Here is a 25264-nt window from a genome sequence, read left to right on the forward strand (position 1 = left end):
TTATTCTTTAACCGGTCAGAAGTATCAATGGGAGCATAAAATGAGTGATGACGTAGCGTTGCCGCTGGAGTTTACCGAAGCCGCAGCGATTAAAGTAAAAGACCTGATTGCTGATGAAGACAATCCCAACCTGAAACTGCGCGTATATATCACCGGCGGTGGCTGCAGCGGTTTCCAGTACGGTTTTACCTTCGACGATCAGGTTAACGAAGGCGATATGACTATTGAGAAGCAGGGCGTCGGCCTGGTGGTTGACCCAATGAGCCTGCAGTATCTGGTCGGCGGCGCCGTCGATTATACCGAAGGTCTGGAAGGTTCGCGTTTTATCGTGACCAACCCGAATGCGAAAAGCACCTGCGGCTGCGGCTCCTCGTTCAGCGTTTAAAGATAGCGCGGCCCCCCCAGCCTCTCCCACAGAGAGAGGGAGCCAACGCGAAAAACGGTAACGTTAAGGTTACCGTTTTGCTTTTATTACCGCCCATTCTCATCAAGCGCAAAAGTTGGCAGCTTCAGGTGCCAGCGGATTGCCGCCAGCCTGATGACCAGCGTGACCACCATACCTATCATCGCCGCGTTTTCTAACGGAACCTGAAAAGTGTAGTACGCCGTCGCATGCACGATGCCGCCAACGATGCAGGCCGTGGCGTAGATTTCCGTACGCAGTATCATCGGGATTTCGCGCGCCAGCACATCGCGGATGATCCCCCCGCCGACGCCGGTGACGACGCCCATACAGACGGCCACCAGCGGCCCGCTATGGGCAATAAAGGCTTTGTTGACGCCGATACCGACAAACACCGCCAGACCAACGGCGTCCAGCACCGGCAGTACCCATTTGGGTAACCGGCGCGGCTGGCGCACCAGCAGGATAGTGAACATGCTGGTGACCATCGCCACCACCAGATCGGTAGGATCTTTAACCCAAAATACCGGGCCGTTAGCAAGGGCCATATCGCGAATAGTCCCGCCGCCCACCGCAGTTACCACGCCTAATACCAGCACGCCGAAAGGGTCCATGCGCAGCTTTCCAGCCAGCAGGACGCCGGAGATGGCAAACACGGCGGTGCCAATAATATCCAGCCAATAGACAAGCATCGTCAGTTCCCACTTATAGTCTATCCCATCAGGCTATTTCATTTGCCAGTTTGGCCCTGGTCAGCGCTTACGAACCTCACGTACTGCGTGTACGCAGCGGTTGTTCCGCGCTGTCCTCCAGACTGGCTGCAACAATTGCGCCTGGTGGGATAGGTTCTGAGCACCTGGGTTAGCAGGTGGTTATTTTATCTGCTCGAGCGCAGTACAGAGTTGTTTTGCGGCGAGGATAATACGTGGGCTCGCGCGTTCAAACCAGTCGCCATGTAGCGCAATAAACGAAATTTTTAGCTGATTCTGCCAATAGCGCTCAACGGCGGGAAGTTGACTGGCGTCGCCGGCGATGACAATGGCCTGAGGCTGCCTTGCCAGTACCTGTTCACGGCTCACCTGCGGCCAGGGAACCCGGCTGGCGGCAAAAATGTTTTCTCCACCGCACAGGGTCAGAACCTGATCCTGAATCGATCCTTTGCTGGTGGTAAAGAGCGGGCTGGCGCCGAACTGTAAAAAAACGCGTTTTTTCGGCCCGCTCGCATAGCGGGCTTTTAAGGTCTGGTACTCGTCCTGCATTTTCTGCGCCGCTTGCCGCGCCTTTTCCGGCTGCGGGCTCCACTGCGCCAGCTGGCGAAGCGTTGCGATAATGTCTTCAATGGTCGACGTTTCGACCCAGATGACTTTTATCCCGAGCGAGCTAAGCTGATTCACCTGACGTTCAGCGTTGCCGCCGCGCCACGCCAGCACCATGTCGGGCTTGAGGGCGACGATACGTTCCAGATTCATTCCTTGCCAGCTGGAAACCTGCTCTATTTTTGCGGCTTCAGGGGGATAATCGGAGTAGCTGCTGACGCCAACCGGCGTAATACCGGCGGCAAACGCCAGTTCAGTATTGGCGGGAGAGAGCGTAATCACCCGCGGCGCGGCGAAAAGCCATGCCGGGGCGAGCAGCATCAGGACGGCAAGCGCCGCGTTGAGCGACTTAGCCACGGGCCAGGTGCTGCACCAGGTTTTCCACCATCAGGGTGGATTGCTTCGCGGCAACGGCGAGAAACTCGTCGAAGCTCAGGTGCGACTGCTGGTCGGCAACATCAGAGATCGCGCGAACGACAACAAACGGTACGCCATAGTTGTGGCAGACGTGCGCGATGGCGGTGGCTTCCATTTCTACCGCAACGGCCTGCGGGAAGTTGTGGCGGATTTTTGCGAGGCCAATAGAACCGTTGATGAAGGCGTCGCCGCTGACGATCAGTCCGCGTACCGCATTCAGGTTCAGCGCCTTGATGCAGGTCTCCGCGGCGGCAATCAGCTTATCATCGGCTTTGAAACCGGCAGGGCAGCCCGGCAGTTGGCCATACTCATAGCCAAACGCGGTGACGTCCGCGTCGTGATAGCGCGTTTCGTCGGAAACGACGATATCGCCGACTTTCAGGGTTGATGCCAGACCGCCCGCGGAACCGGTGTTAATAATCACATCCGGCTTGCAGTGCTCCATCAGCAGGGTCGCACCCATGGCGGCGGCCACTTTGCCAATACCCGATTTCAACAGAGCGACGTCAATACCCTGAAGCTGGCCGGTGTAGATTTCGCTGCCGCCGATAGTGAGGGTCTGGCGGTTGTCGATTTTGTCGCGCAGAAGGGTAACTTCTTCTTCCATTGCGCCAATAATGCCGATTTTCATAGATTTACTCGCGATATGTGGGTTTTAGCGGCATAGTCTATCATGCGCTTAGAAGGAAACGTTATTGCTCGCTCGGGGGAGATCATGGCTAAGATCGATTTTCGCAACAAGATTAACTGGCGTCGCCGCTATCGTTCACCGCAGGGCGTTGAGACGGAGCGTGAAATCCTGCGAATTTTCGAAAGCGATCGCGGGCGCATCATCAACTCTCCGGCGATCCGCCGGTTGCAGCAGAAAACCCAGGTTTTCCCGCTGGAGCGCAACGCCGCGGTGCGAACCCGTCTGACCCACTCCCTGGAGGTTCAACAGGTTGGCCGCTATATCGCTAAAGAAGTGCTGAGCCGCCTGAAAGAACAGAAGCTGCTGGAGAGCTACGGGCTGGATGAGCTCACCGGGCCGTTCGAAAGCATCGTTGAAATGGCCTGCCTGATGCACGATATCGGCAATCCGCCTTTTGGCCATTTTGGCGAGGCGGCCATTAACGATTGGTTCAGCCAGCGGCTTTTCCCCGGCGATGCGGCCAGCCAGCCATTAACTGACGATCGCTGCGTGGTCGCGGCGTTGCGCCTGCAGGAAGGCGATAGCCAACTGAACGAGCTCCGACGCAAGGTTCGCCAGGATTTATGCTGGTTTGAAGGCAATGCCCAGGGCATTCGCTTAGTGCACACGCTGATGCGAATGAATCTGACCTGGGCGCAGGTGGGCTGTATTCTAAAATATACGCGTCCGGCATGGTGGCGCGGGGAACCGCCAGCCAGCCACAATTATTTAATGAAAAAACCTGGTTATTATTTAGCCGAAGAGGGCTATATTGCGAGGTTACGTAAAGAACTGGATCTGGCCCCTTACAATCGCTTCCCATTAACGTGGATTATGGAAGCTGCGGATGACATCTCATATTGCGTCGCCGATCTTGAAGATGCGGTAGAAAAACGCATCTTCAGCGTAGAGCAGCTTTATCAGCATCTCTATGAAGCCTGGGGCGTTCACGAAAAAGGCTCTTTGTTTAATCAAGTTGTCGAAAACGCCTGGGAGAAATCGCGTGCGAATTCTCTTAGCCGGAGTACCGAAGATCAGTTTTTTATGTATTTACGGGTGAATACGCTCAATAGACTGGTACCCTACGCGGCGCGGCGGTTTATTGATAATCTGCCGAAGATTTTTAGCGGTGATTTTAATCATGCTCTGCTTGAGGACGACAGCGATTGCAGCCAACTGCTTGAGCTTTATAAAAATGTTGCGGTAAAACATGTATTTAGTCATCCTGATGTCGAGCAGCTGGAGCTGCAGGGCTATCGCGTTATCAGCGGTTTGTTGGATATCTACCAGCCGCTGCTAAAATTATCGCTGGATGAATTTAGTCTGCTGGTGGAAAAAGAGCGGGTGCGCAGTTTACCGATTGCATCGCGTCTCTTTCAGAAACTTTCAACCCGCCATCGGTTAGCTTACATAGAGGCCGTAAATAAGATTTCGCGCAATAATCCGGAATTTCCGGTGCTGGAATATTATTATCGCTGTCGTCTCATTCAGGACTATATCAGCGGAATGACCGACTTGTATGCATGGGATGAATATCGACGATTGATGGCCGTAGAATAAGGGTGAGTTTTGTAAAGACGGACAATAAATTTTTACTTTTACCAAAACTTCATTCCGGAACTTCGCGCTATAAAATGACTCTGATAGTCACCAACACAGCAACTATTCGTTATCTGAAATCGAGATTGAAACATATGAAAAAAACCACGTTAGCAATGAGTGCCCTGGCTCTGAGTTTAGGTCTGGCGTTGTCCCCTCTCTCTGCGAGCGCGGCGGAAACAGCTTCTTCGGCGACTAATGCGCAGCAAATGCCAAGCCTGGCCCCGATGCTGGAAAAAGTGATGCCGTCGGTCGTGAGCATTAACGTTGAGGGGAGCACCACCGTTAATACGCCGCGAATGCCGCGTAACTTCCAGCAGTTCTTTGGCGATAATTCGCCGTTCTGTCAGGATGGTTCTCCGTTCCAAAGCTCTCCGTTCTGTCAGGGCGGCGGGCAGGGCGGCGCGCCGGGTAGCGATGGCGGCCAGCAGCAGAAATTTATGGCCCTCGGTTCCGGGGTGATCATCGATGCCGCTAAAGGCTATGTCGTCACCAACAACCACGTAGTGGATAACGCCACCACGATCAAAGTTCAGCTGAGCGATGGACGTAAGTTCGACGCGAAAGTGGTCGGTAAAGACCCGCGTTCTGATATTGCGCTGATTCAGATTCAGGATCCGAAAAACCTGAGCGCGATTAAGCTGGCGGACTCTGACGCTCTGCGCGTTGGTGATTACACCGTAGCGATCGGTAACCCGTTTGGCCTGGGCGAAACCGTCACCTCGGGGATCGTCTCCGCATTAGGTCGTAGCGGCCTGAACGTTGAAAATTATGAAAACTTTATCCAGACCGATGCGGCGATTAACCGCGGTAACTCCGGCGGCGCGCTGGTTAACCTCAACGGCGAGCTGATCGGTATCAACACCGCGATTCTGGCGCCGGACGGCGGTAACATTGGTATCGGCTTCGCGATTCCGAGCAACATGGTGAAAAACCTGACCGATCAGATGGTCAAATTTGGCCAGGTTAAACGCGGTGAGCTGGGTATCATGGGGACCGAGCTGAACTCCGAACTGGCGAAAGCGATGAAAGTCGACGCTCAGCGCGGCGCTTTCGTCAGCCAGGTGATGCCGAACTCGGCGGCCGCTAAGGCGGGCATTAAGGCCGGCGACGTGATTACGACTCTGAACGGTAAGTCGATCAGCAGCTTTGCCGCGCTGCGTGCCCAGGTGGGCACCATGCCGATCGGCAGCAAAGTCGAGCTTGGCCTGCTGCGTGACGGTAAGCCGGTGACGGTGACCGTTGAGCTGCAGCAAAGCAATCAGAATCAGGTTGATTCAAGCACTATCTTCAACGGTATTGAAGGTGCTGAAATGAGCAACAAAGGCCAGGACAAAGGCGTTGTGGTGAGCAATGTGAAAGCGGGAACGCCGGCGGCGCAGATTGGCCTGAAGAAAGGCGATATTATCGTTGGCGCTAACCAACAGCCGGTGAAAAATATCGCCGACCTGCGCAAAATCTTTGATGCCAAACCGTCGGTTCTGGCCCTCAATATCCAGCGCGGCGATACGTCGATTTATCTGCTGATGCAGTAATTCTTGACGGTTCGCAAAGCCTCTTTTCTCCTTGTGGAGGGAAGGGGCTTTTTTATTGCTGCTGGACCTTTCCTTTTTCGTTCTGTGACATCTTCCACAACTCCATACATCTTGCCCCGCCTTTGTGCGAATGCACAATGCGGCGTTTTGCCAACTCTTTTATGCTGGTAGCCTGCTCACGGGAGGGTTACATGGCTGGCTGGCATCTTGATACCAAAATGGCGCAGGATATCGTGGCGCGTACGATGCGCATTATTGATACCAATATTAACGTAATGGATGCCCGCGGGCGCATTATCGGCAGCGGAGACCGTGAGCGAATTGGTGAATTGCACGAAGGGGCGCTGCTGGTGCTTTCTCAGGGGCGGGTTGTCGATATTGATGATGCCGTTGCCCGACATCTGCACGGCGTGCGTCAGGGAATAAACCTGCCGCTGCGTCTCGAAGGGGAGATTGTCGGCGTCATCGGTCTGACCGGGGAACCGGAGTCGCTGCGCAAATACGGGGAACTGGTTTGTATGACCGCCGAGATGATGCTGGAACAATCGCGGTTGATGCATCTTCTCGCCCAGGATAGCCGTCTGCGCGAAGAGCTGGTCATGAACCTGATTCAGGCGGAAGAGAATACCCCGGCGCTGACCGAGTGGGCCCAGCGTCTGGGGATCGATCTCAATCAGCCGCGCGTGGTGGCGATGATAGAAGTAGATAGCGGCCAGCTGGGCGTCGATAGCGCGATGGCGGAGCTGCAGCAGCTCCAGACCGCGTTGACCACGCCGGACCGTAATAATCTGGTGGCCATTGTCTCGCTGACGGAAATGGTGGTGCTGAAACCCGCGCTGAATGCCTTTGGCCGCTGGGATGCGGAAGATCATTGCAAACGGGTCGAGCAGCTGATCAGCAGGATGAAAGAGAACGGTCAGCTGCGTTTTCGCGTGGCGTTGGGAAACTTTTTTACCGGGCCGGGCAGCATCGCCCGTTCATACCGCACCGCCAGAACCACGATGATGGTCGGCAAGCAGCGGATGCCGGAGAGCCGCAGCTATTTCTACCAGGATTTGATGCTGCCGGTGCTGCTTGATAGCCTGCGCGGCGGCTGGCAGGCCAATGAACTGGCGCGCCCGCTGGTTCGCCTGAAGGCGATGGATAACAACGGTCTGCTGCGCCGCACCTTACAGGCATGGTTTCGTCATAACGTGCAGCCGCTGGCGACCTCAAAGGCGCTGTTTATTCACCGCAATACGCTGGAATACCGTTTGAACCGCATTTCTGAGCTGACGGGGCTGGATTTAGGCAATTTTGACGATCGTCTGCTGCTGTATATTGCGCTGCAGCTCGACGAGCAGAGATAGAATATCGTTCCCGGCCGGGAGGATTAACGCCGGGAACAGGCTCAACTTATTTGTTGCGCGTCAGTTTTTCCAGATCGGATTCGATTTCGCTGATCTTATTGGTGACAACGCTTTCCAGGTGACGCAGATCGTCAAGAATCTTACGTTTCAGATCGATTTCGGTACGATCGCGCTGACAGATTTGATCCAGCTCGTCGATGATATAGCGTAGGTTAGGGCTAATTTCCTGGACTTCTTTATACCCCTGGCCCACGCCGTCGGCGACCACGGTTTTGCGCTGACGCGGATATTTGAACTTGACGCTCTTAGCGAAGAACTCGCCTTTATCCTTCTGAAAGTAGATTTTCAGAATGTCGTTGTTGGCTTCCTGCCGCAGGCTATAGCGATCGATTTCATCTGGATTGGTAATACCAAGACTTTTCAGATTATCGTACATAACGGTACCTTTGATATCATCGTAATCTTTGAATAATTAACGAAAAAATCTATCTTCGCCAGCTTAATATATAAAAAAAGCGGGATGCCTCCCGCTTTTCATACTGCTTAGTCGATGGTACGCAGAAGTTCGTTGATTCCAACCTTGCCGCGGGTTTTGGCATCGACTTTTTTGACAATGACCGCGCAGTACAGGCTGTATTTGCCATCTTTTGACGGCAGGTTGCCGGAGACGACGACGGAGCCTGCCGGAACGCGGCCGTAGAACACTTCACCGGTTTCGCGGTCGTAGATTTTGGTGCTCTGGCCGAGGTACACGCCCATAGAGATAACGGAACCCTCTTCGACGATAACGCCCTCAACGACTTCGGAACGCGCGCCGATAAAGCAGTTATCTTCGATAATGGTCGGGTTAGCCTGCAGCGGCTCCAGTACGCCACCGATACCGACGCCGCCGGACAGGTGGACGTTTTTGCCGATCTGCGCGCAGGAACCGACGGTCGCCCAGGTATCCACCATGGAGCCTTCGTCAACGTAGGCGCCGATGTTCACATAGGACGGCATCAGAACCGTATTACGAGCGATAAACGCCCCCTGACGAACGGCCGCTGGCGGAACGACGCGGAACCCTTCTTTCTGGAAACGCGCTTCATCATAATCCGCGAACTTCATTGGGACTTTATCGAAGTAGCGGCTTTCCGCACCATCGATAACCTGGTTATCGTTAATACGGAAAGAGAGCAGAACCGCTTTCTTCAGCCACTGATGGGTGACCCACTGGCCGTCAATTTTTTCAGCGACACGCAGCGCGCCGGAATCAAGCAGAGAAATCACCTGGTTAACCGCTTCGCGGGTCACGGTATCCACGTTTGCCGGGGTGATGTCGGCGCGACGCTCAAAAGCGGACTCAATAACGTTCTGTAATTGCTGCATTGTTTACTCTTTCCATTTACTTAAAAAAAATACGTTACCCTTTATCGTTTGGATTGAGGGCCTCTGTCAACCGTTGTTGCACTTCTTGCTGTAGCTCATTATTAAGGGCGCGCCGGTCTGCGGTGGCGATTATAAATAAATCTTCTACTCGCTCACCAATTGTCGTAATTCGCGCCCCGTGGAGCGAAATGCCGAGGTCGGCAAACACCTGGCCGACGCGCGCTAACAGACCCGGCTGATCGAGAGCAATCAGCTCAAGAAAGGATTTCCGGTCGGTATGCGTCGGCAGGAAATTCACCTCCGTCGGCACGGAAAAATGCCTCAGCTTCGCCGCCTGACGACGGGGCGCCGGTGGCTGCCAGCTGCGCTGGCTGAGGGTCTGTTCCAGGCCCACGCGGATCATCTCGTGCCTGTCGGCGGAAAGCGGGCTGCCGTCCGGCTCAAGAACGATAAAGGTATCCATCGCCATGCCGTCGCGGGTGGTGAAGATCTGCGCATCGTGAACGCTAAGATTGCGGCGATCCAGCTCGCCGCAAACGGCGGCAAAGAGGTAAGGGCGGTCCGGACTCCAGATAAAAATCTCGGTGCCGCCGCGCGTGGCGTGGGAACTGAGCAGGATCATCGGCTTGCTGAGATCGTGCTTCAGTAGATTGCGCGCATGCCAGGCGAGCTGGTTTGGCGTATGGCGCACAAAGTAGTTGGCGCGGCAGCGGTTCCAGATTTGGTGCAGCGCCTGTTCATTGATATTTTCCATCCGCAGCAGCGCCAGCGCCTGTAGCTGATGGTGACGCACCCGCTCGCGCATATCCGGCGTGTTTTGCATCCCCCGGCGCAGCTGTTTTTCGGTGGCGAAATAGAGCTCGCGCAGCAGGCTCTGCTTCCAGCTGTTCCACAGGTTTTCGTTGGTGGCACAGATATCGGCGACGGTCAGACAGACCAGATAGTGCAGACGATTTTCCGTTTGCACCTCTTCGGCGAACTGCTTGATCACTTCCGGATCCTGAATATCGCGACGCTGGGCGGTAACCGACATCAGCAAATGATGGCGCACCAGCCAGGCGACCAGTTGGGTTTCGCGCGAGTTAAGGCCGTGAAGCTCGGCGAATTTCAGTACGTCCTGCGCGCCGAGAATCGAATGGTCGCCGCCGCGCCCTTTGGCGATATCGTGAAAGAGGGCGGCGATAAGGATCAGCTCCGGATGCGTCAGGCGCGGCCACAGTTCCACGCACAGCGGATGGCGGCTACGGGTCTCTTCTTTGGCGAAGCTCTCAAGCTTCAGCAGCACGCGGATGGTGTGTTCATCAACGGTATAGGCGTGAAACAGATCGAACTGCATCTGGCCGACAATATGCGACCATTGCGGCATATAGGCCCACAGCACGCTATGGCGGTGCATCGGCAGCAGCCCGCGGCTTACCGCGCCCTGATGGCGCAGCATACTGAGGAACAGGGTCCGCGCTTCCGGAATGTAGCAAAGCGGCTGCGTCAGATGACGGCGGGCGTGGCGCAGATGGCGAAGCGTGGTGGAGTAAATGCCGGTGATGCTGCTGTTGCGCACCATCGTATAGAACATGCGCAGAATGGCCTGCGGTTCACGGATAAACAGCGTGTCATCGCGCAGATCGATAAGCGTGCCGCGCAGTTGAAAATCATCATCAATCGGTCGCGGCTTCTCATCCTCGGTGAGCGCGAGAATCGCTTCTTCGAACAGCTGGATCAGCATTTGGTTCAGCTCGCTCACCCGACGGGTGACGCGGAAGAAATCCTTCATCATATGCTCAATCGGCTGGTTGCTTTCGCCTTCATAGCGCAGACGGCGGGCGACGCTGAACTGCCTGTCGAACAGCAGGCGATTATCGTAGCGGTTGAGCTCAAGATGTAGCGCAAAGCGAATGCGCCAGAGCTGATGCAGGCATTCGTTAAGCTCGTTGCGTTCGGCTTCGGTCAGAAAGCCGAAGCCGACCATTTCATCAAGCGAGGTGGCGCCGAAATGGCGGCGCGCGATCCACTGTAGGGTGTGGATATCGCGCAGGCCGCCCGGGCTGCTTTTCACGTCCGGCTCCAGGTTGTAGCTGGTCCCGTGATAGCGCTGATGGCGTACATTCTGCTCTTCAACTTTTGCCGCAAAGAACTTTTCCGATGGCCAGAAGCCGTCGCTGAATATGTGCTTTTGTAGTTCAAGGAACAGCGCGACGTCGCCAATAAGCAGACGCGATTCAATCAGATTGGTGGCGACGCTGAGGTCCGACAGCCCCTCCAGCAGGCACTCTTCGAGGGTGCGCACGCTGTGGCCGACTTCCAGTTTAATATCCCACAGCAGCGTCAGCAGCTCGCCGACCTTTTGCGCCTGCTCATCGGGGAGCTTTTTGCGGCTCAATATCAGCAGATCGATATCAGAAAGCGGGTGCAGTTCGCCGCGGCCGTAACCGCCGACGGCGACCAGCGCGATGTCGTTAATGGAACCGAAACCGTACTCGACCCACAGCCGCTGGAGCAGCTGATCGATAAATTCGGTACGTGCTTCAATCAATCTTTCCGCGGCAATACCGCTATCAAAAGCCTCGCCCAGCCAGCGCTGAAAAGCGTCGATAAGCGCCTTAATCGTCGCGCAATTGAAATCACTTTTTGGCCACTCGCCCGGATTTTCTGGCTGAGCGGACAGGTCAGGGGGGACAGTATTAGATAAAGAGTTGCTCATTGCGCCACCATAAGAAAAAACTATCGCCCATAAAAAATCGCCGGGAGCGATTTTTAACGTCGCCTGCGGCGGCCCAAGGGGGGACGGGCAGGACGCCCGTCATAAAAAAGCCGGCTGGCGCCGGCTTTTCATCATTCGTTGTGCGAGATTATCGCCGGGATGGTGTCATCCTTGCGTAACGTCAGTATTTCGCAGCCGTTATCTGTCACCACAATAGTATGCTCATACTGCGCAGACAAGCTCCGGTCTTTGGTTTTTACCGTCCAGCCGTCTTTCATGCTGCGGATCTCTTTTTTACCCGCGTTGACCATGGGCTCAATGGTAAAGGTCATGCCGGGTTTGAGCACCACGTTGGTTTCCGGAGAGTCGTAATGCAGCACCTGCGGTTCTTCATGGAAACCGCGGCCGATACCGTGGCCGCAGTACTCGCGCACGACGGAGAAACCTTCGGCTTCGACGTATTTTTGAATAGCCGCGCCGATAGCGCGCAGATTAATCCCCGGTTTGACCATTTTGAGGGCCAGATAGAGGCTTTCCTGGGTGATGCGGCACAGGCGCTCGCCGAGAATGGTCGGTTTACCGACGATAAACATCTTCGAGGTATCGCCGTGGAAATCATCTTTAATGACGGTGACGTCAATGTTGACGATATCGCCATCTTTCAGCAATTTGCCGTCGTCCGGGATCCCGTGGCACACCACTTCATTAATAGAGATGCAGACCGATTTTGGAAAACCGTGGTAGCCCAGGCAGGCGGAAACGGCTTTTTGTTCATTAACGATATAATCGTTGCAGATACGGTCCAGTTCGCCGGTGCTGACGCCCGGTTTTACGTAGGGTTCGATCATTTCCAGCACTTCAGCGGCCAAGCGGCCGGCAACGCGCATTTTTTCGATGTCTTCAGATGTCTTGATAGAAATAGCCATGGATTGTGTCCAGCAGTGTCGATTTTTTCGACAATAATAGATTATGTCTGAACAATGTTAACAGTCCGGGCGTCCTGCTGCCAAATTGAGAATCATTAACAGCACGCGACGTCAACAACAGTTGGTTTCCGCTCCTGTTTTGTGGTATAAAGCGCGCCGGACTTCTGTTCCATTCTCAGATACACAAGATGGACTGAAGCGACAAATCTCACTTTGTGTAACAACACACACGTATCGGCACATATTCCGGGGTGCCCTTTGGGGTCGGTAATATGGGATACGTGGAGGCATAACCCCAACTTTTATCTATAGAGGTTTTAAACATGGCAACTGTTTCCATGCGCGACATGCTCAAGGCTGGTGTTCACTTTGGTCACCAGACCCGTTACTGGAACCCGAAAATGAAGCCTTTCATCTTCGGCGCGCGTAACAAAGTTCACATCATCAACCTTGAGAAAACTGTACCGATGTTCAACGAAGCTCTGGCTGAACTGAACAAGATCTCTTCTCGTAAAGGCAAAATCCTTTTCGTTGGTACTAAGCGCGCTGCAAGCGAAGCGGTAAAAGACGCTGCTAACAGCTGCGACCAGTTCTTCGTGAACCATCGCTGGCTGGGCGGTATGCTGACTAACTGGAAAACCGTTCGTCAGTCTATCAAACGTCTGAAAGACCTGGAAACTCAGTCCCAGGACGGTACTTTCGACAAGCTGACCAAGAAAGAAGCGCTGATGCGCACTCGTGAGCTGGACAAGCTGGAAAACAGCCTGGGCGGTATCAAAGACATGGGCGGCCTGCCGGACGCGCTGTTCGTTATCGACGCTGACCACGAGCACATCGCAATCAAAGAAGCAAACAACCTGGGTATTCCGGTATTTGCTATCGTTGATACTAACTCCGATCCGGACGGCGTTGACTTCGTTATCCCGGGTAACGACGACGCAATCCGTGCAGTTAGCCTGTACCTGAGCGCTGTTGCTGCTACCGTTCGTGAAGGCCGTTCTCAGGATCTGGCTTCTCAGGCGGAAGAAAGCTTCGTAGAAGCTGAATAATAAGGCATACCCTTATTTAGTACCGTGTATAAATAGGGGCCTCTTAGCGGCCCCTTTTTCACTTTCAAATCTGTCTGGTTCCTGGAACCGGGCAGATCACATCTCCCGAGGAATAAAGAATGGCTGAAATTACCGCATCCCTGGTAAAAGAGCTGCGCGAGCGTACTGGCGCAGGCATGATGGATTGCAAAAAAGCGCTGACTGAAGCGAACGGCGACATCGAGCTGGCAATCGAAAACATGCGTAAATCCGGTGCTATTAAAGCAGCGAAAAAAGCAGGCAACGTTGCTGCTGACGGCGTGATCATTACTAAAATCGATGGCACCTACGGCATCATTCTGGAAGTTAACTGCCAGACTGACTTCGTTGCTAAAGATGGTGGTTTCCAGGCATTTGCTAACAAAGTTCTGGACGCCGCTGTTGCTGGCAAAATCACTGACGTTGAAGTTCTGAAAGCACAGTTCGAAGAAGAACGCGTTGCGCTGGTTGCTAAAATCGGTGAGAACATCAACATCCGTCGCGTTTCTTCTCTGGAAGGCGAAGTTCTGGGTTCTTACCAGCACGGCGCGCGTATCGGCGTTCTGGTTGCGGCTAAAGGCGCGAGCGAAGAGCTGGTTAAACAGCTGGCTATGCACATCGCTGCAAGCAAGCCTGAATTCGTTAAGCCGGAAGACGTTTCCGCTGAAGTGGTAGAAAAAGAGTACCAGGTTCAGCTGGATATCGCCATGCAGTCTGGCAAGCCGAAAGAAATCGCAGAGAAAATGGTTGAAGGCCGCATGAAGAAATTCACCGGCGAAGTTTCTCTGACCGGTCAGCCGTTCGTTATGGACCCGAGCAAATCTGTTGCTCAGCTGCTGAAAGAGCACAACGCTGACGTGACTGGCTTCATCCGCTTTGAAGTGGGCGAAGGCATTGAGAAAGTTGAGACTGACTTTGCAGCAGAAGTTGCTGCGATGTCCAAGCAGTCTTAATTTTCAAAAGGAGCCGCCTGAGGGCGGCTTCTTTTTGCGCCTAATGTGTAAATTCAGCCAACCGCTATAGTGGGTACGCTGAAAAGCGACGTACAATGTCGCCAGAATTAACTCATCTCATTCGTTGACAGTCTCAGGAAAGAAACATGGCTACCAATGCAAAACCCGTCTACAAACGTATTCTGCTTAAGTTAAGTGGCGAAGCTCTGCAAGGTTCAGAAGGCTTCGGTATTGATGCGAGCATACTTGACCGCATGGCTCAGGAAATCAAAGAACTGGTTGAGCTGGGTATTCAGGTTGGCGTAGTGATTGGTGGCGGTAACCTGTTCCGTGGAGCTGGTCTGGCGAAAGCGGGTATGAACCGCGTTGTGGGCGACCACATGGGCATGCTGGCAACGGTCATGAACGGCCTTGCAATGCGTGATTCTCTCCATCGCGCCTATGTGAACGCCCGCCTGATGTCAGCGATTCCGCTGAATGGCGTGTGCGATAACTATAGCTGGGCGGAAGCTATCAGCCTGCTGCGTAACAACCGCGTGGTCATTCTTTCCGCGGGTACCGGTAACCCATTCTTTACTACCGATTCTGCTGCCTGCCTGCGCGGTATTGAAATTGAAGCCGACGTAGTACTGAAAGCAACCAAAGTTGACGGTGTATTTACCGCCGACCCGGCCAAAGATCCTTCCGCGACCATGTACGATCAGCTGACCTACACCGAAGTGCTGGATAAAGAGCTGAAAGTGATGGATCTTGCGGCCTTTACCCTGGCGCGTGACCACAAACTGCCGATTCGCGTATTCAATATGAATAAGCCTGGCGCGCTGCGTCGCGTGGTGATGGGTGAAAAAGAAGGCACATTAATTACTGAGTAATTCCCGTCGGCGTCAAATACGGGTAATATTCGGCCTTACTTTTACGGGTTTATGACCCGATGGTTTTCAACATGCTCTGTGGACGGAATGCTGCGGCTGACCCGCAGCCTGAAAGACGTTGAGCATAAACATGACTATACTTAGCTCACTTTTGCAGTGGGCGACCGTCTGGTCTGTCTGAGACAAGTTTTCAAGGATTCGTAACGTGATTAGCGATATCAGAAAAGATGCTGAAGTACGCATGGACAAATGCGTCGAAGCGTTCAAAACCCAAATCAGCAAAATACGCACGGGTCGTGCTTCTCCCAGCCTGCTGGATGGCATTATCGTGGAATACTACGGCACGCCGACCCCGCTGCGTCAGCTGGCTAGCGTAACGGTAGAAGACTCCCGCACTCTGAAGATCAACGTCTTCGATCGCTCCATGAGCCCGGCCGTTGAAAAAGCGATTATGGCTTCCGACCTCGGTCTGAACCCAAGCTCTGCGGGTAGCGATATCCGCGTTCCGCTGCCGCCGCTGACCGAAGAACGTCGTAAAGATCTGACCAAAATCGTGCGTGGCGAAGCTGAACAAGCGCGCGTTGCCGTACGTAACGTTCGTCGCGATGCCAACGATAAAGTCAAGGCGCTTCTGAAAGAGAAAGAGATCAGCGAAGATGACGATCGCCGCTCTCAGGAAGATGTGCAGAAAATGACTGACGCTGCTATCAAGAAAGTTGATGCGGCGCTGGCGGATAAAGAAGCGGAACTGATGCAGTTCTGATTCTCTGCCGACACGCAGGTCTGAGCATTGCCCTGCGTAAAATCTGAAACGCCGTACAGGAGACCGTACGCTCAATTTTCGGGATTGCGTTTAGACGACTGGCCTTGTAGCCTTTGGCGCCAAGTCAAAGGCTCGGCGCCTCCGCTCTATTATCCGATAATTGATGCATAAGGGTTTGCTGGCGGCGTTTTGCTTTTTATCCTGTCTTCATTTTTCTGGACGCCTCATGAAGCAATTAACCATTCTTGGTTCGACCGGTTCTATCGGCTGCAGCACGCTGGATGTGGTGCGCCATAATCCTGATAGCTTTTCTATCACCGCGCTGGTCGCCGGGAAAAATGTCGACCGTATGGTTGAACAATGCCTGGAATTCTCCCCTCGTTACGCGGTAATGGACGATGCGCACAGCGCGGAGCTGCTGCGGGCAAAACTGCGCGAGCAGGGTAGCCGTACGGAAGTCATGAGCGGCCAGCAGGCGGCGGCTGAGGTGGCGGCGCTGGACGAGGTTGAGCAGGTGATGGCGGCGATTGTCGGCGCAGCGGGCCTGGTGCCGACACTTGCAGCCATCCGCGCGGGTAAAACGGTACTGTTGGCGAACAAAGAGTCGCTGGTGACCTGCGGTCGTCTGTTTATGGAGGCCGTGCAGCAGTACGGCGCACGATTGTTACCGGTTGATAGCGAGCATAATGCGATTTTTCAGAGTATGCCGGAACCAATTCAACATAATCTCGGATACGCTGATTTAACCCAGAACGGCGTGGCGTCGATTCTGCTCACCGGCTCCGGCGGTCCTTTCCGGGAAACGGCGATTTCTGAACTGGCGGCGATGACGCCCGATCGGGCATGTAAGCATCCAAACTGGTCGATGGGGCGCAAAATATCTGTCGATTCGGCCACCATGATGAATAAGGGGCTGGAGTATATCGAAGCCCGGTGGCTGTTTAACGCCTCTGCGGAGCAAATGGAAGTTCTGATCCATCCGCAATCGGTGATTCATTCGATGGTGCGCTATCAGGACGGCAGCGTCCTCGCCCAGCTTGGCGAGCCGGATATGCGTACGCCGATTGCCCACACGATGGGCTGGCCAAAACGCCTTAATTCTGGGGTGAAACCGCTGGATTTCTGTCAATTGAGTCACCTGAGCTTCTCGGCGCCGGATTATGGGCGCTATCCCTGCCTGAAGCTGGCCATGGAGGCTTTTGATGTCGGTCAGGCGGCGACCACGACGCTGAACGCGGCGAATGAAGTGTCGGTCGCGGCGTTTTTGAACGGTGATATTCGCTTTACCGATATTGCGGCGATAAACCAGTCGGTGCTGGATCTGCAGGCGCTAAATGAGCCGCAAAGTATTGATGAAGTACTGGCTATTGATGCGATGGCCCGGGTAAGCGCAGGTCAGCTCCTGGCCGCGCGGCGCAAATTCTGATACTCGTTGTGATATTTGTGGGCGCTGTGCTTCAGTGATATAGTCTGCGCCATCCGATCGTTGCATTTTGTTGTGAAAGATTACGGTGGCCGTGGCAAGACACGGCTTTTTTGCGTAAAGCTTTTGGTTGTTCTCTGCGATTGGCCGTAGCTCCGGTACCGGATAAAAATGCGTATCCAGCGCTGACCGGTGGCCCGTGTTTAGTAGCTTAGCTAATCCTTATTATGGACTTAAAACGCGTTATGTTGTCTGCTAATCAAACTGTCAGCGAAATGTTGCCTGCGCATGGGTGCCGTCATGTGGCCATTATTATGGATGGCAACGGGCGTTGGGCAAAACGGCAAGGAAAGATCCGCGCCTTTGGCCATAAAGCCGGCGCAAAATCTGTTCGTCGCGCCGTTTCTTTCGCGGCGAATAATGGTATTGAAGCGTTGACGTTATACGCGTTCAGCAGTGAAAACTGGAATCGCCCGGCGCAGGAAGTCAGTGCGCTGATGGAGCTATTTGTCTGGGCGCTGGATAGCGAAGTGAAAAGTCTGCACAGGCATAATGTGCGCCTGCGTATCATTGGCGAGACCACGCGCTTCAACGCGCGTCTCCAGGAACGTATTCGCAAAGCCGAGGCGCTGACGGAGAACAACACCGGTTTGACCCTGAATATTGCTGCGAACTATGGCGGCCGCTGGGATATCGTTCAGGGCGTACGTCATCTGGCCAAACAGGTACAAGACGGGTTGCTTCAGCCCGAGCAAATCACAGAAGAGATGCTGAGCCAGCAGGTCTGTATGCATGAACTGGCTCCCGTAGATTTAGTTATTAGGACCGGGGGAGAGCATCGCATTAGTAATTTTTTGATTTGGCAAATTGCCTATGCCGAACTTTACTTTACGGATGTTCTTTGGCCCGATTTCGCTGAACAGGACTTTGAAGGTGCACTCCATGCCTTTGTTAATCGAGAGCGTCGCTTCGGCGGCACTGAACCGGGCGGCAACAATGCCTGATGGGGGTCACTTTTGCTGAAGTATCGCCTGATTTCTGCTTTCGTCTTAATTCCCGTGGTGATAGCGGCGCTTTTTTTGCTGCCGCCCGCGGGTTTTGCCATCGTTACGCTAGTCGTCTGCATGCTTGCCGCGTGGGAGTGGGGGCAATTTAGCGGCTTCACTTCAACGACGCAGAGAGTCTGGCTGTCAGTGCTTTGCGGTCTGCTGCTGGCGCTGATGCTATTCCTGATGCCGGAATATCATTATGACGTTCATCAACCGCTGGTTGAGGGGGCGCTATGGGCATCATTTGGCTGGTGGGTCGTCGCGCTGCTTCTGGTGCTGACCTATCCCGCTTCAGCGGCCTTCTGGCGCCATTCAAAAACGCTACGTCTGATTTTTGGCGTCCTGACCATCGTGCCGTTTTTTTGGGGCATGCTGGCGCTTCGGGCCTGGCATTACGCCGATGACCATTACAGCGGCGCGCTGTGGTTGCTGTACGTGATGATTCTGGTCTGGGGCGCGGATTCTGGCGCTTATATGTTCGGTAAAATGTTCGGTAAGCATAAGCTGGCGCCGAAGGTTTCTCCGGGCAAAACCTGGCAGGGTTTTTTCGGCGGTCTGTTAACGGCAGCGGTTATCTCCTGGGCGTACGGCTGGTGGGCTCATCTGGATGTGACGCCGATGGTGCTGCTGGTATGTTCCATTGTCGCGGCCCTGGCCTCGGTACTTGGCGACCTGACCGAGAGCATGTTTAAACGCGAAGCTGGCATTAAAGATAGCGGAAATCTGATCCCCGGACACGGCGGTATTCTCGATCGTATCGATAGCCTGACCGCTGCGGTGCCCGTGTTTGCTTGCCTACTCTTGTTGGTTTTCAGGACGATTTGACGGAAGGTTTTATGCTGAGCGTTCTCTGGAATTTGGCTGCTTTTATTATTGCCCTGGGCGTGCTGATTACCGTCCATGAATTTGGCCATTTCTGGGTTGCTCGCCGCTGTGGTATCCGCGTTGAGCGTTTCTCTATCGGCTTTGGTAAAGCGCTTTGGCGCCGTTTTGATAAGCAGGGAACGGAGTTTATTATCGCCCTTATTCCGTTGGGCGGTTACGTCAAAATGCTCGACGAACGCGTTGAGCCCGTGGCGCCAGAGATGCGTCACGCCGCATTTAACAACAAAACCGTTGGTCAGCGCGCCGCCGTTATCGCCGCAGGGCCCATCGCGAACTTCCTTTTTGCCATTTTTGCCTACTGGCTGGTCTTTATTATCGGCGTCCCGGGCATTCGTCCGGTCGTTGGCGACATAACGCCCAACTCGATCGCCGCGCAAGCACAAATTGCAAAAGGAACGGAACTTAAAGCGATAGATGGCATCGAAACGCCTGATTGGGATGCAGTACGGATGGCGCTGGTGGCGAAGATAGGCGATCGGCAAACAATAGTTACCGTCGCCCCTTTCGGGACCAATCAACGCCAGGATAAAATCCTCGATCTGCAGCACTGGGCGTTCGAGCCGGATAAACAAGATCCGGTTGCCTCATTGGGCATTCAACCCCGCAGCGCGCAGATTGATACCGTCCTGGCTGAAGTACAATCTGGCTCGGCGGCGCAGAAGGCGGGTTTGCAAGCGGGCGACAGGATCGTTAAAGTCGATGGTCAACCGTTAACGCAGTGGATGACGTTTGTTAATCTGGTGCGTGATAATCCAGGTAGGGCATTAGTTCTGGACATCGAGCGGCAGGGGAGTCCCTTGTCGGTGACCTTGACGCCGGACACGAAGTCTACCAAAGGCAAAGCTGAGGGGTTTGCAGGGGTCGTACCTAAGGTCATCCCGCTGCCTGATGAATATAAGACAGTGCGTCAGTACGGGCCGTTTGCCGCCATCGCTCAAGCCACGGATAAAACCTGGCAGCTGATGTCGTTAACGGTCAGGATGCTGGGCAAATTGATAACCGGTGATGTCAAACTGAACAACCTCAGCGGGCCGATTTCTATCGCCCAGGGGGCTGGGATGTCAGCGGAATTTGGGCTGATTTATTATCTGATGTTTCTTGCGCTGATCAGCGTGAACCTTGGAATAATCAACCTGTTCCCGCTTCCCGTTCTTGACGGGGGACATCTGCTGTTTTTGGCGATTGAAAAGCTGAAAGGCGGACCGGTATCCGAGCGAGTTCAAGACTTTAGTTATCGCATTGGCTCAATATTGCTGGTGCTGTTAATGGGGCTTGCACTTTTCAATGATTTCTCTCGGTTGTAAGAGAGTTTGTTAGGAAGAACGCATAATAACGATGGCGATGAAAAAGTTGCTCATAGCGTCGCTGCTGTTTAGCAGCGCAACCGTATACGGTGCTGACGGGTTCGTGGTGAAGGACATTCATTTCGAAGGCCTTCAGCGTGTCGCTGTTGGTGCGGCCCTCCTCAGTATGCCAGTGCGTCCTGGCGATACCGTAACCGATGATGATATCAGTAACACCATCCGTGCTCTGTTTGCCACCGGCAACTTTGAGGACGTTCGCGTCCTGCGCGATGGTGATACCCTGCTGGTGCAGGTGAAAGAGCGTCCAACGATTGCCAGCATCACTTTCTCCGGTAACAAGTCGGTGAAAGATGACATGCTCAAGCAAAACCTTGAGGCATCCGGCGTACGCGTAGGGGAATCCCTCGATCGCACTACGCTTGCTGATATCGAAAAGGGGCTGGAGGATTTCTACTACAGCGTTGGTAAGTACAGCGCCAGCGTTAAAGCTGTCGTGACGCCGCTGCCGCGTAACCGTGTCGACCTGAAGCTTGTCTTCCAGGAAGGCGTCTCGGCGAAAATCCAGCAGATCAATATCGTCGGCAACCATGCATTCAGCACCGATGAACTGATTTCGACCTTCCAGCTGCGCGATGAAGTGCCGTGGTGGAACGTGGTTGGCGATCGTAAGTATCAGAAACAGAAGCTTGCAGGGGACCTTGAAACGCTGCGCAGCTACTATCTGGATCGCGGCTATGCTCGTTTCAACATTGACTCCACGCAGGTGAGCCTGACGCCGGACAAGAAAGGCATCTACATCACCATCAACATTACCGAAGGCGATCAGTACAAGCTTTCCGGTGTGCAGGTGACGGGTGACCTGGCGGGGCATTCGGCAGAAATCGAAGCGCTGACCAAAGTTGAGCCGGGCGAGCTGTATAACGGCACCAAAGTGACCAAAATGGAGAATGACATTAAGAAACTCCTCGGTCGCTACGGCTATGCCTATCCGCGCGTTCAGTCCCAGCCGGAAATCAGCGATACCGATAAGACCGTGAAGCTGCACGTTAACGTCGATGCGGGCAATCGTTACTACGTGCGTAAAATTCGCTTCGAAGGCAACGATACCTCGAAAGATGCCGTTCTGCGTCGCGAAATGCGTCAGATGGAAGGCGCCTGGCTGGGTAGCGACCTGGTCGATCAGGGTAAAGATCGTCTGAACCGTTTAGGCTACTTTGAGACGGTTGATACCGATACGCAGCGCGTGCCGGGCAGCCCGGATCAGGTTGACGTGGTCTACAAGGTTAAAGAACGTAACACCGGTAGCTTTAACTTCGGCGTCGGTTACGGTACGGAAAGCGGCGTCAGCTTCCAGGCCGGCGTTCAGCAGGATAACTGGCTCGGTACCGGCTATTCCGTTGGGATTAACGGCACCAAAAACGACTATCAGACCTATACTGAACTGTCGGTGACGAACCCGTACTTTACCGTGGATGGCGTCAGCCTCGGCGGTCGTGTGTTCTATAACGACTTCGACGCTAACGATGCGGACCTGTCTGACTATACCAACAAAAGCTATGGTACAGACATTACGCTGGGCTTCCCGGTCAACGAATACAATACGTTGCGCGCGGGTCTGGGCTATGTGCATAACAAGCTGTCCAATATGCAGCCTCAGGTATCCATGTGGCGTTATCTGAATTCGATGGGGCAGTACCCGGACAACACGAACGACAGAAACTCGTTCAGCGCTGACGACTTCACCTTCAACTACGGCTGGACGTACAACAAGCTCGACCGCGGCTTCTTCCCGACGGAAGGTTCACGCGTCAACCTGAATGGTAAAGTGACGATCCCGGGATCGGATAACGAATACTATAAAGCGACGCTGGATACCGCGACCTATGTACCGATCGATGACGATCATAAATGGGTCATGTTGGGTCGTACCCGCTTTGGTTATGGCGATGGTCTGGGCGGTAAAGAGATGCCGTTCTATGAGAACTTCTACGCCGGCGGCTCAAGCACCGTGCGTGGCTTCCAGTCCAATACTATCGGTCCGAAAGCGGTTTACTTCCCGGCCAGCAGCCGTCATGACGACGACGACAGCTACGATAACGAATGTAAGAGCAGCGCATCTGCGCCGTGTAAGTCTGATGATGCGGTGGGCGGTAACGCCATGGCGGTTGCCAGCCTTGAGCTGATCACTCCAACGCCGTTTATTAGCGATAAATATGCGAACTCGGTACGTACTTCCTTCTTCTGGGATATGGGTACCGTGTGGGATACTCACTGGGATTCAGCCGCATATGGCGGTTACCCGGACTACAGCGATCCAAGCAATATCCGTATGTCTGCGGGTATCGCAGTACAGTGGATGTCGCCGTTAGGGCCGTTGGTATTCTCCTACGCTCAGCCGTTTAAAAAGTACGATGGAGACAAAGCCGAACAGTTCCAGTTTAACATCGGTAAAACCTGGTAATGGTGTTGGCTACAATGGAATGTAAGTGCAGTTGCAGTATAGCGCTGACTATTGGCGATAACTGAGGTTATCGCCTGGCCACGCAAATAACGGTACCCCTGGGTACTCATGGGATGGTAAGGAGTTAATTGTGAAAAAGTGGTTATTAGCTGCAGGTCTGGGTTTAGCAATGGTTACTTCCGCTCAGGCGGCAGATAAAATTGCAATGGTTAACATGAACAGCCTGTTCCAACAGGTTGCCCAGAAAACAGGCGTTTCTAACACGCTGGAAAACGAGTTTAAAGGCCGCGCGAGCGAGCTGCAGCGTATGGAAGGCGACCTGCAGTCTAAAATGCAGCGTCTGCAGTCCATGAAAGCGGGCTCTGACCGTACCAAACTGGAAAAAGACGTTATGGCTCAGCGCCAGACTTTCTCCCAGAAAGCGCAGTCTTTCGAACAGGATCGCGCACGTCGTTCTAACGAAGAGCGCGGCAAGCTGGTGACTCGTATTCAGAGCGCCGTGCAGAGCGTGGCTAAAGATCAGAGCATCGATCTGGTTGTTGACTCTAATGCCGTCGCATACAACAGCAGCGATGTAAAAGACATCACCGCTGATGTGCTGAAACAGGTTAAATAAGTAATGCCTTCAATTCGACTGGCTGATTTAGCCCAGCAGTTGGATGCAGAATTACACGGTGATGGCGATATCGTCATCACCGGCGTTGCGTCCATGCAGTCCGCACAGGCGGGCGATATTACCTTCATGGTAAATCCTAAGTACCGTGAACACCTGGCCGTTTGCCAGGCATCTGCCGTTGTGATGACGCAGGATGATTTGCCTTTTGCTCATAGCGCCGCGCTGGTAGTGCGTAATCCCTACCTGACCTACGCGCGCATGGCCCAAATTCTTGATACCACGCCGCAGCCGGCCCAGGATATCGCGCCCAGCGCGGTCATCGATGCCACGGCTAAGCTGGGTAATCACGTCGCCATTGGCCCGAATGCCGTTATCGAATCCGGCGCGATCCTCGGTGATAACGTGGTTATCGGCGCCGGTTGCTTCGTTGGGAAAAATACGAAAATAGGTGCTGGCTCGCGTTTATGGGCCAACGTCACCGTTTACCACAACATTGAGATCGGCGAGAATTGCCTGATCCAGTCCAGCACGGTGATTGGCGCGGATGGCTTCGGCTATGCGAACGATCGCGGCAACTGGGTGAAGATCCCGCAGCTGGGTCGCGTGATCATCGGCGATCGCGTGGAGATTGGCGCTTGTACGACCATTGACCGCGGTGCGCTGGACGACACCGTCATCGGAAATGGCGTCATTATTGATAACCAGTGTCAAATCGCGCACAACGTAGTGATTGGCGACAACACTGCGGTTGCTGGCGGCGTCATCATGGCGGGCAGCCTGAAAATTGGCCGCTACTGCATGATTGGCGGAGCCAGCGTGATCAACGGTCACATGGAAATCTGCGATAAAGTCACCGTCACGGGGATGGGGATGGTTATGCGTCCTATCACCGAGCCAGGGGTTTACTCTTCAGGTATCCCGCTGCAGCCGAATAAGGTCTGGCGTAAGACCGCTGCGCTGGTACTGAATATTGATGATATGAGCAAGCGACTCAAAGCCATTGAGCGCAAGGTTAATCAGCAAGATTAGTGCTTCATCCAGCCACATTAAATTTTCGGCCTGTTGCATTCATGAGATTGCCGCAGGCCGTGTTATTATTGCCTTTTAGGATATTTAGACAGGAAGAGTATTTTGACTACTGACACTCATACTCTGCACATTGAAGAGATTCTGGAACTTCTGCCTCACCGTTACCCGTTCCTGCTGGTCGATCGCGTGCTGGATTTTGAAGAAGGTCGTTTTCTACGCGCAGTTAAAAATGTTTCTGTAAATGAGCCGTTTTTCCAGGGACACTTCCCTGGTAAGCCGATTTTACCGGGCGTACTGATTCTCGAAGCCATGGCCCAGGCCACCGGTATTCTGGCATTCAAAAGCGTTGGAAAACTGGAACCGGGCGAGCTGTATTATTTTGCCGGGATTGACGAAGCGCGTTTCAAACGTCCGGTCGTGCCAGGCGACCAGATGATTATGGAAGTCACTTTTGAGAAAACCCGCCGCGGCCTGACTCGTTTCAAGGGCGTTGCGACGGTTGACGGAAAAGTGGTTTGCGAAGCAACGATGATGTGTGCCCGTAGCCGGGAGGCCTGATAC

The 25264-nt window shown here is 53.9% G+C and carries 23 protein-coding genes; 16 read left to right on the top strand and 7 right to left on the bottom strand.

Going from position 1 to position 25264, the window contains the following annotated elements:
* Nucleotides 1-40 precede the first annotated feature (40 nt).
* A complete protein-coding gene (erpA, locus tag KOSB73_RS07395; RefSeq protein WP_004098733.1) occupies nucleotides 41-385 on the top strand; it encodes an iron-sulfur cluster insertion protein ErpA in 345 nt (114 codons plus the stop codon).
* Nucleotides 386-471: 86 nt separating this feature from the next.
* Here erpA and KOSB73_RS07400 read toward each other — a convergent pair whose 3' ends face one another.
* The 3 genes from KOSB73_RS07400 to mtnN all read right to left on the bottom strand — a co-directional run bounded on the left by KOSB73_RS07400 (nucleotide 472) and on the right by mtnN (nucleotide 2767).
* Nucleotides 472-1095: a TRIC cation channel family protein gene (locus KOSB73_RS07400; RefSeq protein WP_004129095.1), complete on the bottom strand. Its 624-nt coding sequence runs from the start codon at nucleotides 1093-1095 to the stop codon at nucleotides 472-474.
* Nucleotides 1096-1275: 180 nt separating this feature from the next.
* A complete protein-coding gene (gene btuF / locus KOSB73_RS07405) occupies nucleotides 1276-2076 on the bottom strand; it encodes a vitamin B12 ABC transporter substrate-binding protein BtuF (RefSeq protein ID WP_004872042.1) in 801 nt (266 codons plus the stop codon).
* On the bottom strand, nucleotides 2069-2767 hold the full coding sequence (gene mtnN / locus KOSB73_RS07410; protein ID WP_024360357.1) for a 5'-methylthioadenosine/S-adenosylhomocysteine nucleosidase: 699 nt from the start codon (nucleotides 2765-2767) through the stop codon (nucleotides 2069-2071). Before mtnN ends, btuF begins: the two co-directional genes overlap by 8 nt.
* An 84-nt stretch (nucleotides 2768-2851) precedes the next feature.
* On the opposite strand from mtnN, the gene dgt reads away from it, so the two are divergent.
* From dgt to cdaR, 3 genes are all read left to right on the top strand, one after another.
* Nucleotides 2852-4366, top strand: coding sequence for a dGTPase (dgt, locus tag KOSB73_RS07415; RefSeq protein ID WP_024360358.1), 1515 nt, complete (start codon nucleotides 2852-2854; stop codon nucleotides 4364-4366).
* 134 nt (nucleotides 4367-4500) lie between these two features.
* The gene (gene degP, locus KOSB73_RS07420; protein WP_004098740.1) at nucleotides 4501-5940 is read left to right on the top strand and encodes a serine endoprotease DegP; all 1440 of its coding nucleotides are present in this window, start codon (nucleotides 4501-4503) and stop codon (nucleotides 5938-5940) included.
* A 191-nt stretch (nucleotides 5941-6131) separates the two neighbouring features.
* The gene (gene cdaR, locus KOSB73_RS07425; RefSeq protein ID WP_004098741.1) at nucleotides 6132-7289 is read left to right on the top strand and encodes a DNA-binding transcriptional regulator CdaR; all 1158 of its coding nucleotides are present in this window, start codon (nucleotides 6132-6134) and stop codon (nucleotides 7287-7289) included.
* 46 nt (nucleotides 7290-7335) lie between these two features.
* On the opposite strand, the gene KOSB73_RS07430 is transcribed toward cdaR, so the two are convergent.
* The 4 genes from KOSB73_RS07430 to map all read right to left on the bottom strand — a co-directional run bounded on the left by KOSB73_RS07430 (nucleotide 7336) and on the right by map (nucleotide 12281).
* Nucleotides 7336-7725 carry a DUF3461 family protein gene (locus tag KOSB73_RS07430; RefSeq protein ID WP_004098742.1) on the bottom strand — a complete coding sequence of 130 codons (390 nt, stop codon included), beginning with the start codon at nucleotides 7723-7725 and terminating at the stop codon, nucleotides 7336-7338.
* Between the two features lie 107 nt (nucleotides 7726-7832).
* Nucleotides 7833-8657 (bottom strand): 2,3,4,5-tetrahydropyridine-2,6-dicarboxylate N-succinyltransferase, encoded by an 825-nt coding sequence (gene dapD / locus KOSB73_RS07435; RefSeq protein ID WP_004872026.1) that lies wholly within the window; start codon nucleotides 8655-8657, stop codon nucleotides 7833-7835.
* Between the two features lie 34 nt (nucleotides 8658-8691).
* Nucleotides 8692-11355 carry a bifunctional uridylyltransferase/uridylyl-removing protein GlnD gene (gene glnD, locus KOSB73_RS07440; protein ID WP_024360359.1) on the bottom strand — a complete coding sequence of 888 codons (2664 nt, stop codon included), beginning with the start codon at nucleotides 11353-11355 and terminating at the stop codon, nucleotides 8692-8694.
* A gap of 131 nt (nucleotides 11356-11486) precedes the next feature.
* Nucleotides 11487-12281 (bottom strand): type I methionyl aminopeptidase, encoded by a 795-nt coding sequence (gene map, locus KOSB73_RS07445; protein WP_004872025.1) that lies wholly within the window; start codon nucleotides 12279-12281, stop codon nucleotides 11487-11489.
* Nucleotides 12282-12604: 323 nt separating this feature from the next.
* Here map and rpsB point away from each other — a divergent pair, with 323 nt between their 5' ends.
* From rpsB to fabZ, 12 genes are all read left to right on the top strand, one after another.
* The gene (gene rpsB, locus KOSB73_RS07450; RefSeq protein ID WP_003856207.1) at nucleotides 12605-13330 is read left to right on the top strand and encodes a 30S ribosomal protein S2; all 726 of its coding nucleotides are present in this window, start codon (nucleotides 12605-12607) and stop codon (nucleotides 13328-13330) included.
* Between the two features lie 119 nt (nucleotides 13331-13449).
* On the top strand, nucleotides 13450-14301 hold the full coding sequence (gene tsf, locus KOSB73_RS07455; protein ID WP_004098746.1) for a translation elongation factor Ts: 852 nt from the start codon (nucleotides 13450-13452) through the stop codon (nucleotides 14299-14301).
* Nucleotides 14302-14447: 146 nt separating this feature from the next.
* Entirely contained in the window at nucleotides 14448-15173 is a 726-nt protein-coding gene (gene pyrH / locus KOSB73_RS07460) for a UMP kinase (RefSeq protein WP_004872019.1), read from the top strand.
* Nucleotides 15174-15378: 205 nt separating this feature from the next.
* Entirely contained in the window at nucleotides 15379-15936 is a 558-nt protein-coding gene (gene frr / locus KOSB73_RS07465; protein ID WP_004098748.1) for a ribosome recycling factor, read from the top strand.
* Nucleotides 15937-16162: 226 nt separating this feature from the next.
* The gene (ispC, locus tag KOSB73_RS07470; RefSeq protein ID WP_004872018.1) at nucleotides 16163-17362 is read left to right on the top strand and encodes a 1-deoxy-D-xylulose-5-phosphate reductoisomerase; all 1200 of its coding nucleotides are present in this window, start codon (nucleotides 16163-16165) and stop codon (nucleotides 17360-17362) included.
* A gap of 242 nt (nucleotides 17363-17604) precedes the next feature.
* A complete protein-coding gene (gene ispU / locus KOSB73_RS07480) occupies nucleotides 17605-18363 on the top strand; it encodes a (2E,6E)-farnesyl-diphosphate-specific ditrans,polycis-undecaprenyl-diphosphate synthase (RefSeq protein WP_004129109.1) in 759 nt (252 codons plus the stop codon).
* Between the two features lie 12 nt (nucleotides 18364-18375).
* Nucleotides 18376-19233: a phosphatidate cytidylyltransferase gene (gene cdsA / locus KOSB73_RS07485; RefSeq protein ID WP_004872017.1), complete on the top strand. Its 858-nt coding sequence runs from the start codon at nucleotides 18376-18378 to the stop codon at nucleotides 19231-19233.
* A gap of 11 nt (nucleotides 19234-19244) precedes the next feature.
* Complete coding sequence (rseP, locus tag KOSB73_RS07490) at nucleotides 19245-20597, top strand: sigma E protease regulator RseP (RefSeq protein ID WP_004872016.1); 1353 nt, start codon at nucleotides 19245-19247, stop codon at nucleotides 20595-20597.
* Nucleotides 20598-20628: 31 nt separating this feature from the next.
* Nucleotides 20629-23058, top strand: coding sequence for an outer membrane protein assembly factor BamA (bamA, locus tag KOSB73_RS07495; protein ID WP_004872013.1), 2430 nt, complete (start codon nucleotides 20629-20631; stop codon nucleotides 23056-23058).
* Nucleotides 23059-23188: 130 nt separating this feature from the next.
* Nucleotides 23189-23674, top strand: a complete 486-nt coding sequence (gene skp / locus KOSB73_RS07500; RefSeq protein WP_004098757.1) for a molecular chaperone Skp — start codon at nucleotides 23189-23191, stop codon at nucleotides 23672-23674.
* Nucleotides 23675-23677: 3 nt separating this feature from the next.
* On the top strand, nucleotides 23678-24703 hold the full coding sequence (lpxD, locus tag KOSB73_RS07505) for a UDP-3-O-(3-hydroxymyristoyl)glucosamine N-acyltransferase (RefSeq protein ID WP_004872009.1): 1026 nt from the start codon (nucleotides 23678-23680) through the stop codon (nucleotides 24701-24703).
* A 102-nt stretch (nucleotides 24704-24805) separates the two neighbouring features.
* Entirely contained in the window at nucleotides 24806-25261 is a 456-nt protein-coding gene (fabZ, locus tag KOSB73_RS07510) for a 3-hydroxyacyl-ACP dehydratase FabZ (RefSeq protein ID WP_004098761.1), read from the top strand.
* Nucleotides 25262-25264: the final 3 nt, after the last annotated feature.

This window comes from Klebsiella grimontii (genome assembly GCF_900200035.1).
Classification (GTDB): domain Bacteria; phylum Pseudomonadota; class Gammaproteobacteria; order Enterobacterales; family Enterobacteriaceae; genus Klebsiella; species Klebsiella grimontii.

What these genes read in the sequence shown, in the direction of transcription:
- erpA (WP_004098733.1), top strand. Translation starts at nt 41, where the DNA reads ATGAGTGATGACGTAGCGTTGCCGCTGGAGTTTACCGAAGCCGCAGCG.
- KOSB73_RS07400 (WP_004129095.1), bottom strand. Translation starts at nt 1,095, where the DNA reads ATGCTTGTCTATTGGCTGGATATTATTGGCACCGCCGTGTTTGCCATC.
- mtnN (WP_024360357.1), bottom strand. Translation starts at nt 2,767, where the DNA reads ATGAAAATCGGCATTATTGGCGCAATGGAAGAAGAAGTTACCCTTCTG.
- dgt (WP_024360358.1), top strand. Translation starts at nt 2,852, where the DNA reads ATGGCTAAGATCGATTTTCGCAACAAGATTAACTGGCGTCGCCGCTAT.
- degP (WP_004098740.1), top strand. Translation starts at nt 4,501, where the DNA reads ATGAAAAAAACCACGTTAGCAATGAGTGCCCTGGCTCTGAGTTTAGGT.
- cdaR (WP_004098741.1), top strand. Translation starts at nt 6,132, where the DNA reads ATGGCTGGCTGGCATCTTGATACCAAAATGGCGCAGGATATCGTGGCG.
- KOSB73_RS07430 (WP_004098742.1), bottom strand. Translation starts at nt 7,725, where the DNA reads ATGTACGATAATCTGAAAAGTCTTGGTATTACCAATCCAGATGAAATC.
- dapD (WP_004872026.1), bottom strand. Translation starts at nt 8,657, where the DNA reads ATGCAGCAATTACAGAACGTTATTGAGTCCGCTTTTGAGCGTCGCGCC.
- glnD (WP_024360359.1), bottom strand. Translation starts at nt 11,355, where the DNA reads ATGAGCAACTCTTTATCTAATACTGTCCCCCCTGACCTGTCCGCTCAG.
- map (WP_004872025.1), bottom strand. Translation starts at nt 12,281, where the DNA reads ATGGCTATTTCTATCAAGACATCTGAAGACATCGAAAAAATGCGCGTT.
- rpsB (WP_003856207.1), top strand. Translation starts at nt 12,605, where the DNA reads ATGGCAACTGTTTCCATGCGCGACATGCTCAAGGCTGGTGTTCACTTT.
- tsf (WP_004098746.1), top strand. Translation starts at nt 13,450, where the DNA reads ATGGCTGAAATTACCGCATCCCTGGTAAAAGAGCTGCGCGAGCGTACT.
- pyrH (WP_004872019.1), top strand. Translation starts at nt 14,448, where the DNA reads ATGGCTACCAATGCAAAACCCGTCTACAAACGTATTCTGCTTAAGTTA.
- ispC (WP_004872018.1), top strand. Translation starts at nt 16,163, where the DNA reads ATGAAGCAATTAACCATTCTTGGTTCGACCGGTTCTATCGGCTGCAGC.
- ispU (WP_004129109.1), top strand. Translation starts at nt 17,605, where the DNA reads ATGTTGTCTGCTAATCAAACTGTCAGCGAAATGTTGCCTGCGCATGGG.
- rseP (WP_004872016.1), top strand. Translation starts at nt 19,245, where the DNA reads ATGCTGAGCGTTCTCTGGAATTTGGCTGCTTTTATTATTGCCCTGGGC.
- bamA (WP_004872013.1), top strand. Translation starts at nt 20,629, where the DNA reads ATGGCGATGAAAAAGTTGCTCATAGCGTCGCTGCTGTTTAGCAGCGCA.
- lpxD (WP_004872009.1), top strand. Translation starts at nt 23,678, where the DNA reads ATGCCTTCAATTCGACTGGCTGATTTAGCCCAGCAGTTGGATGCAGAA.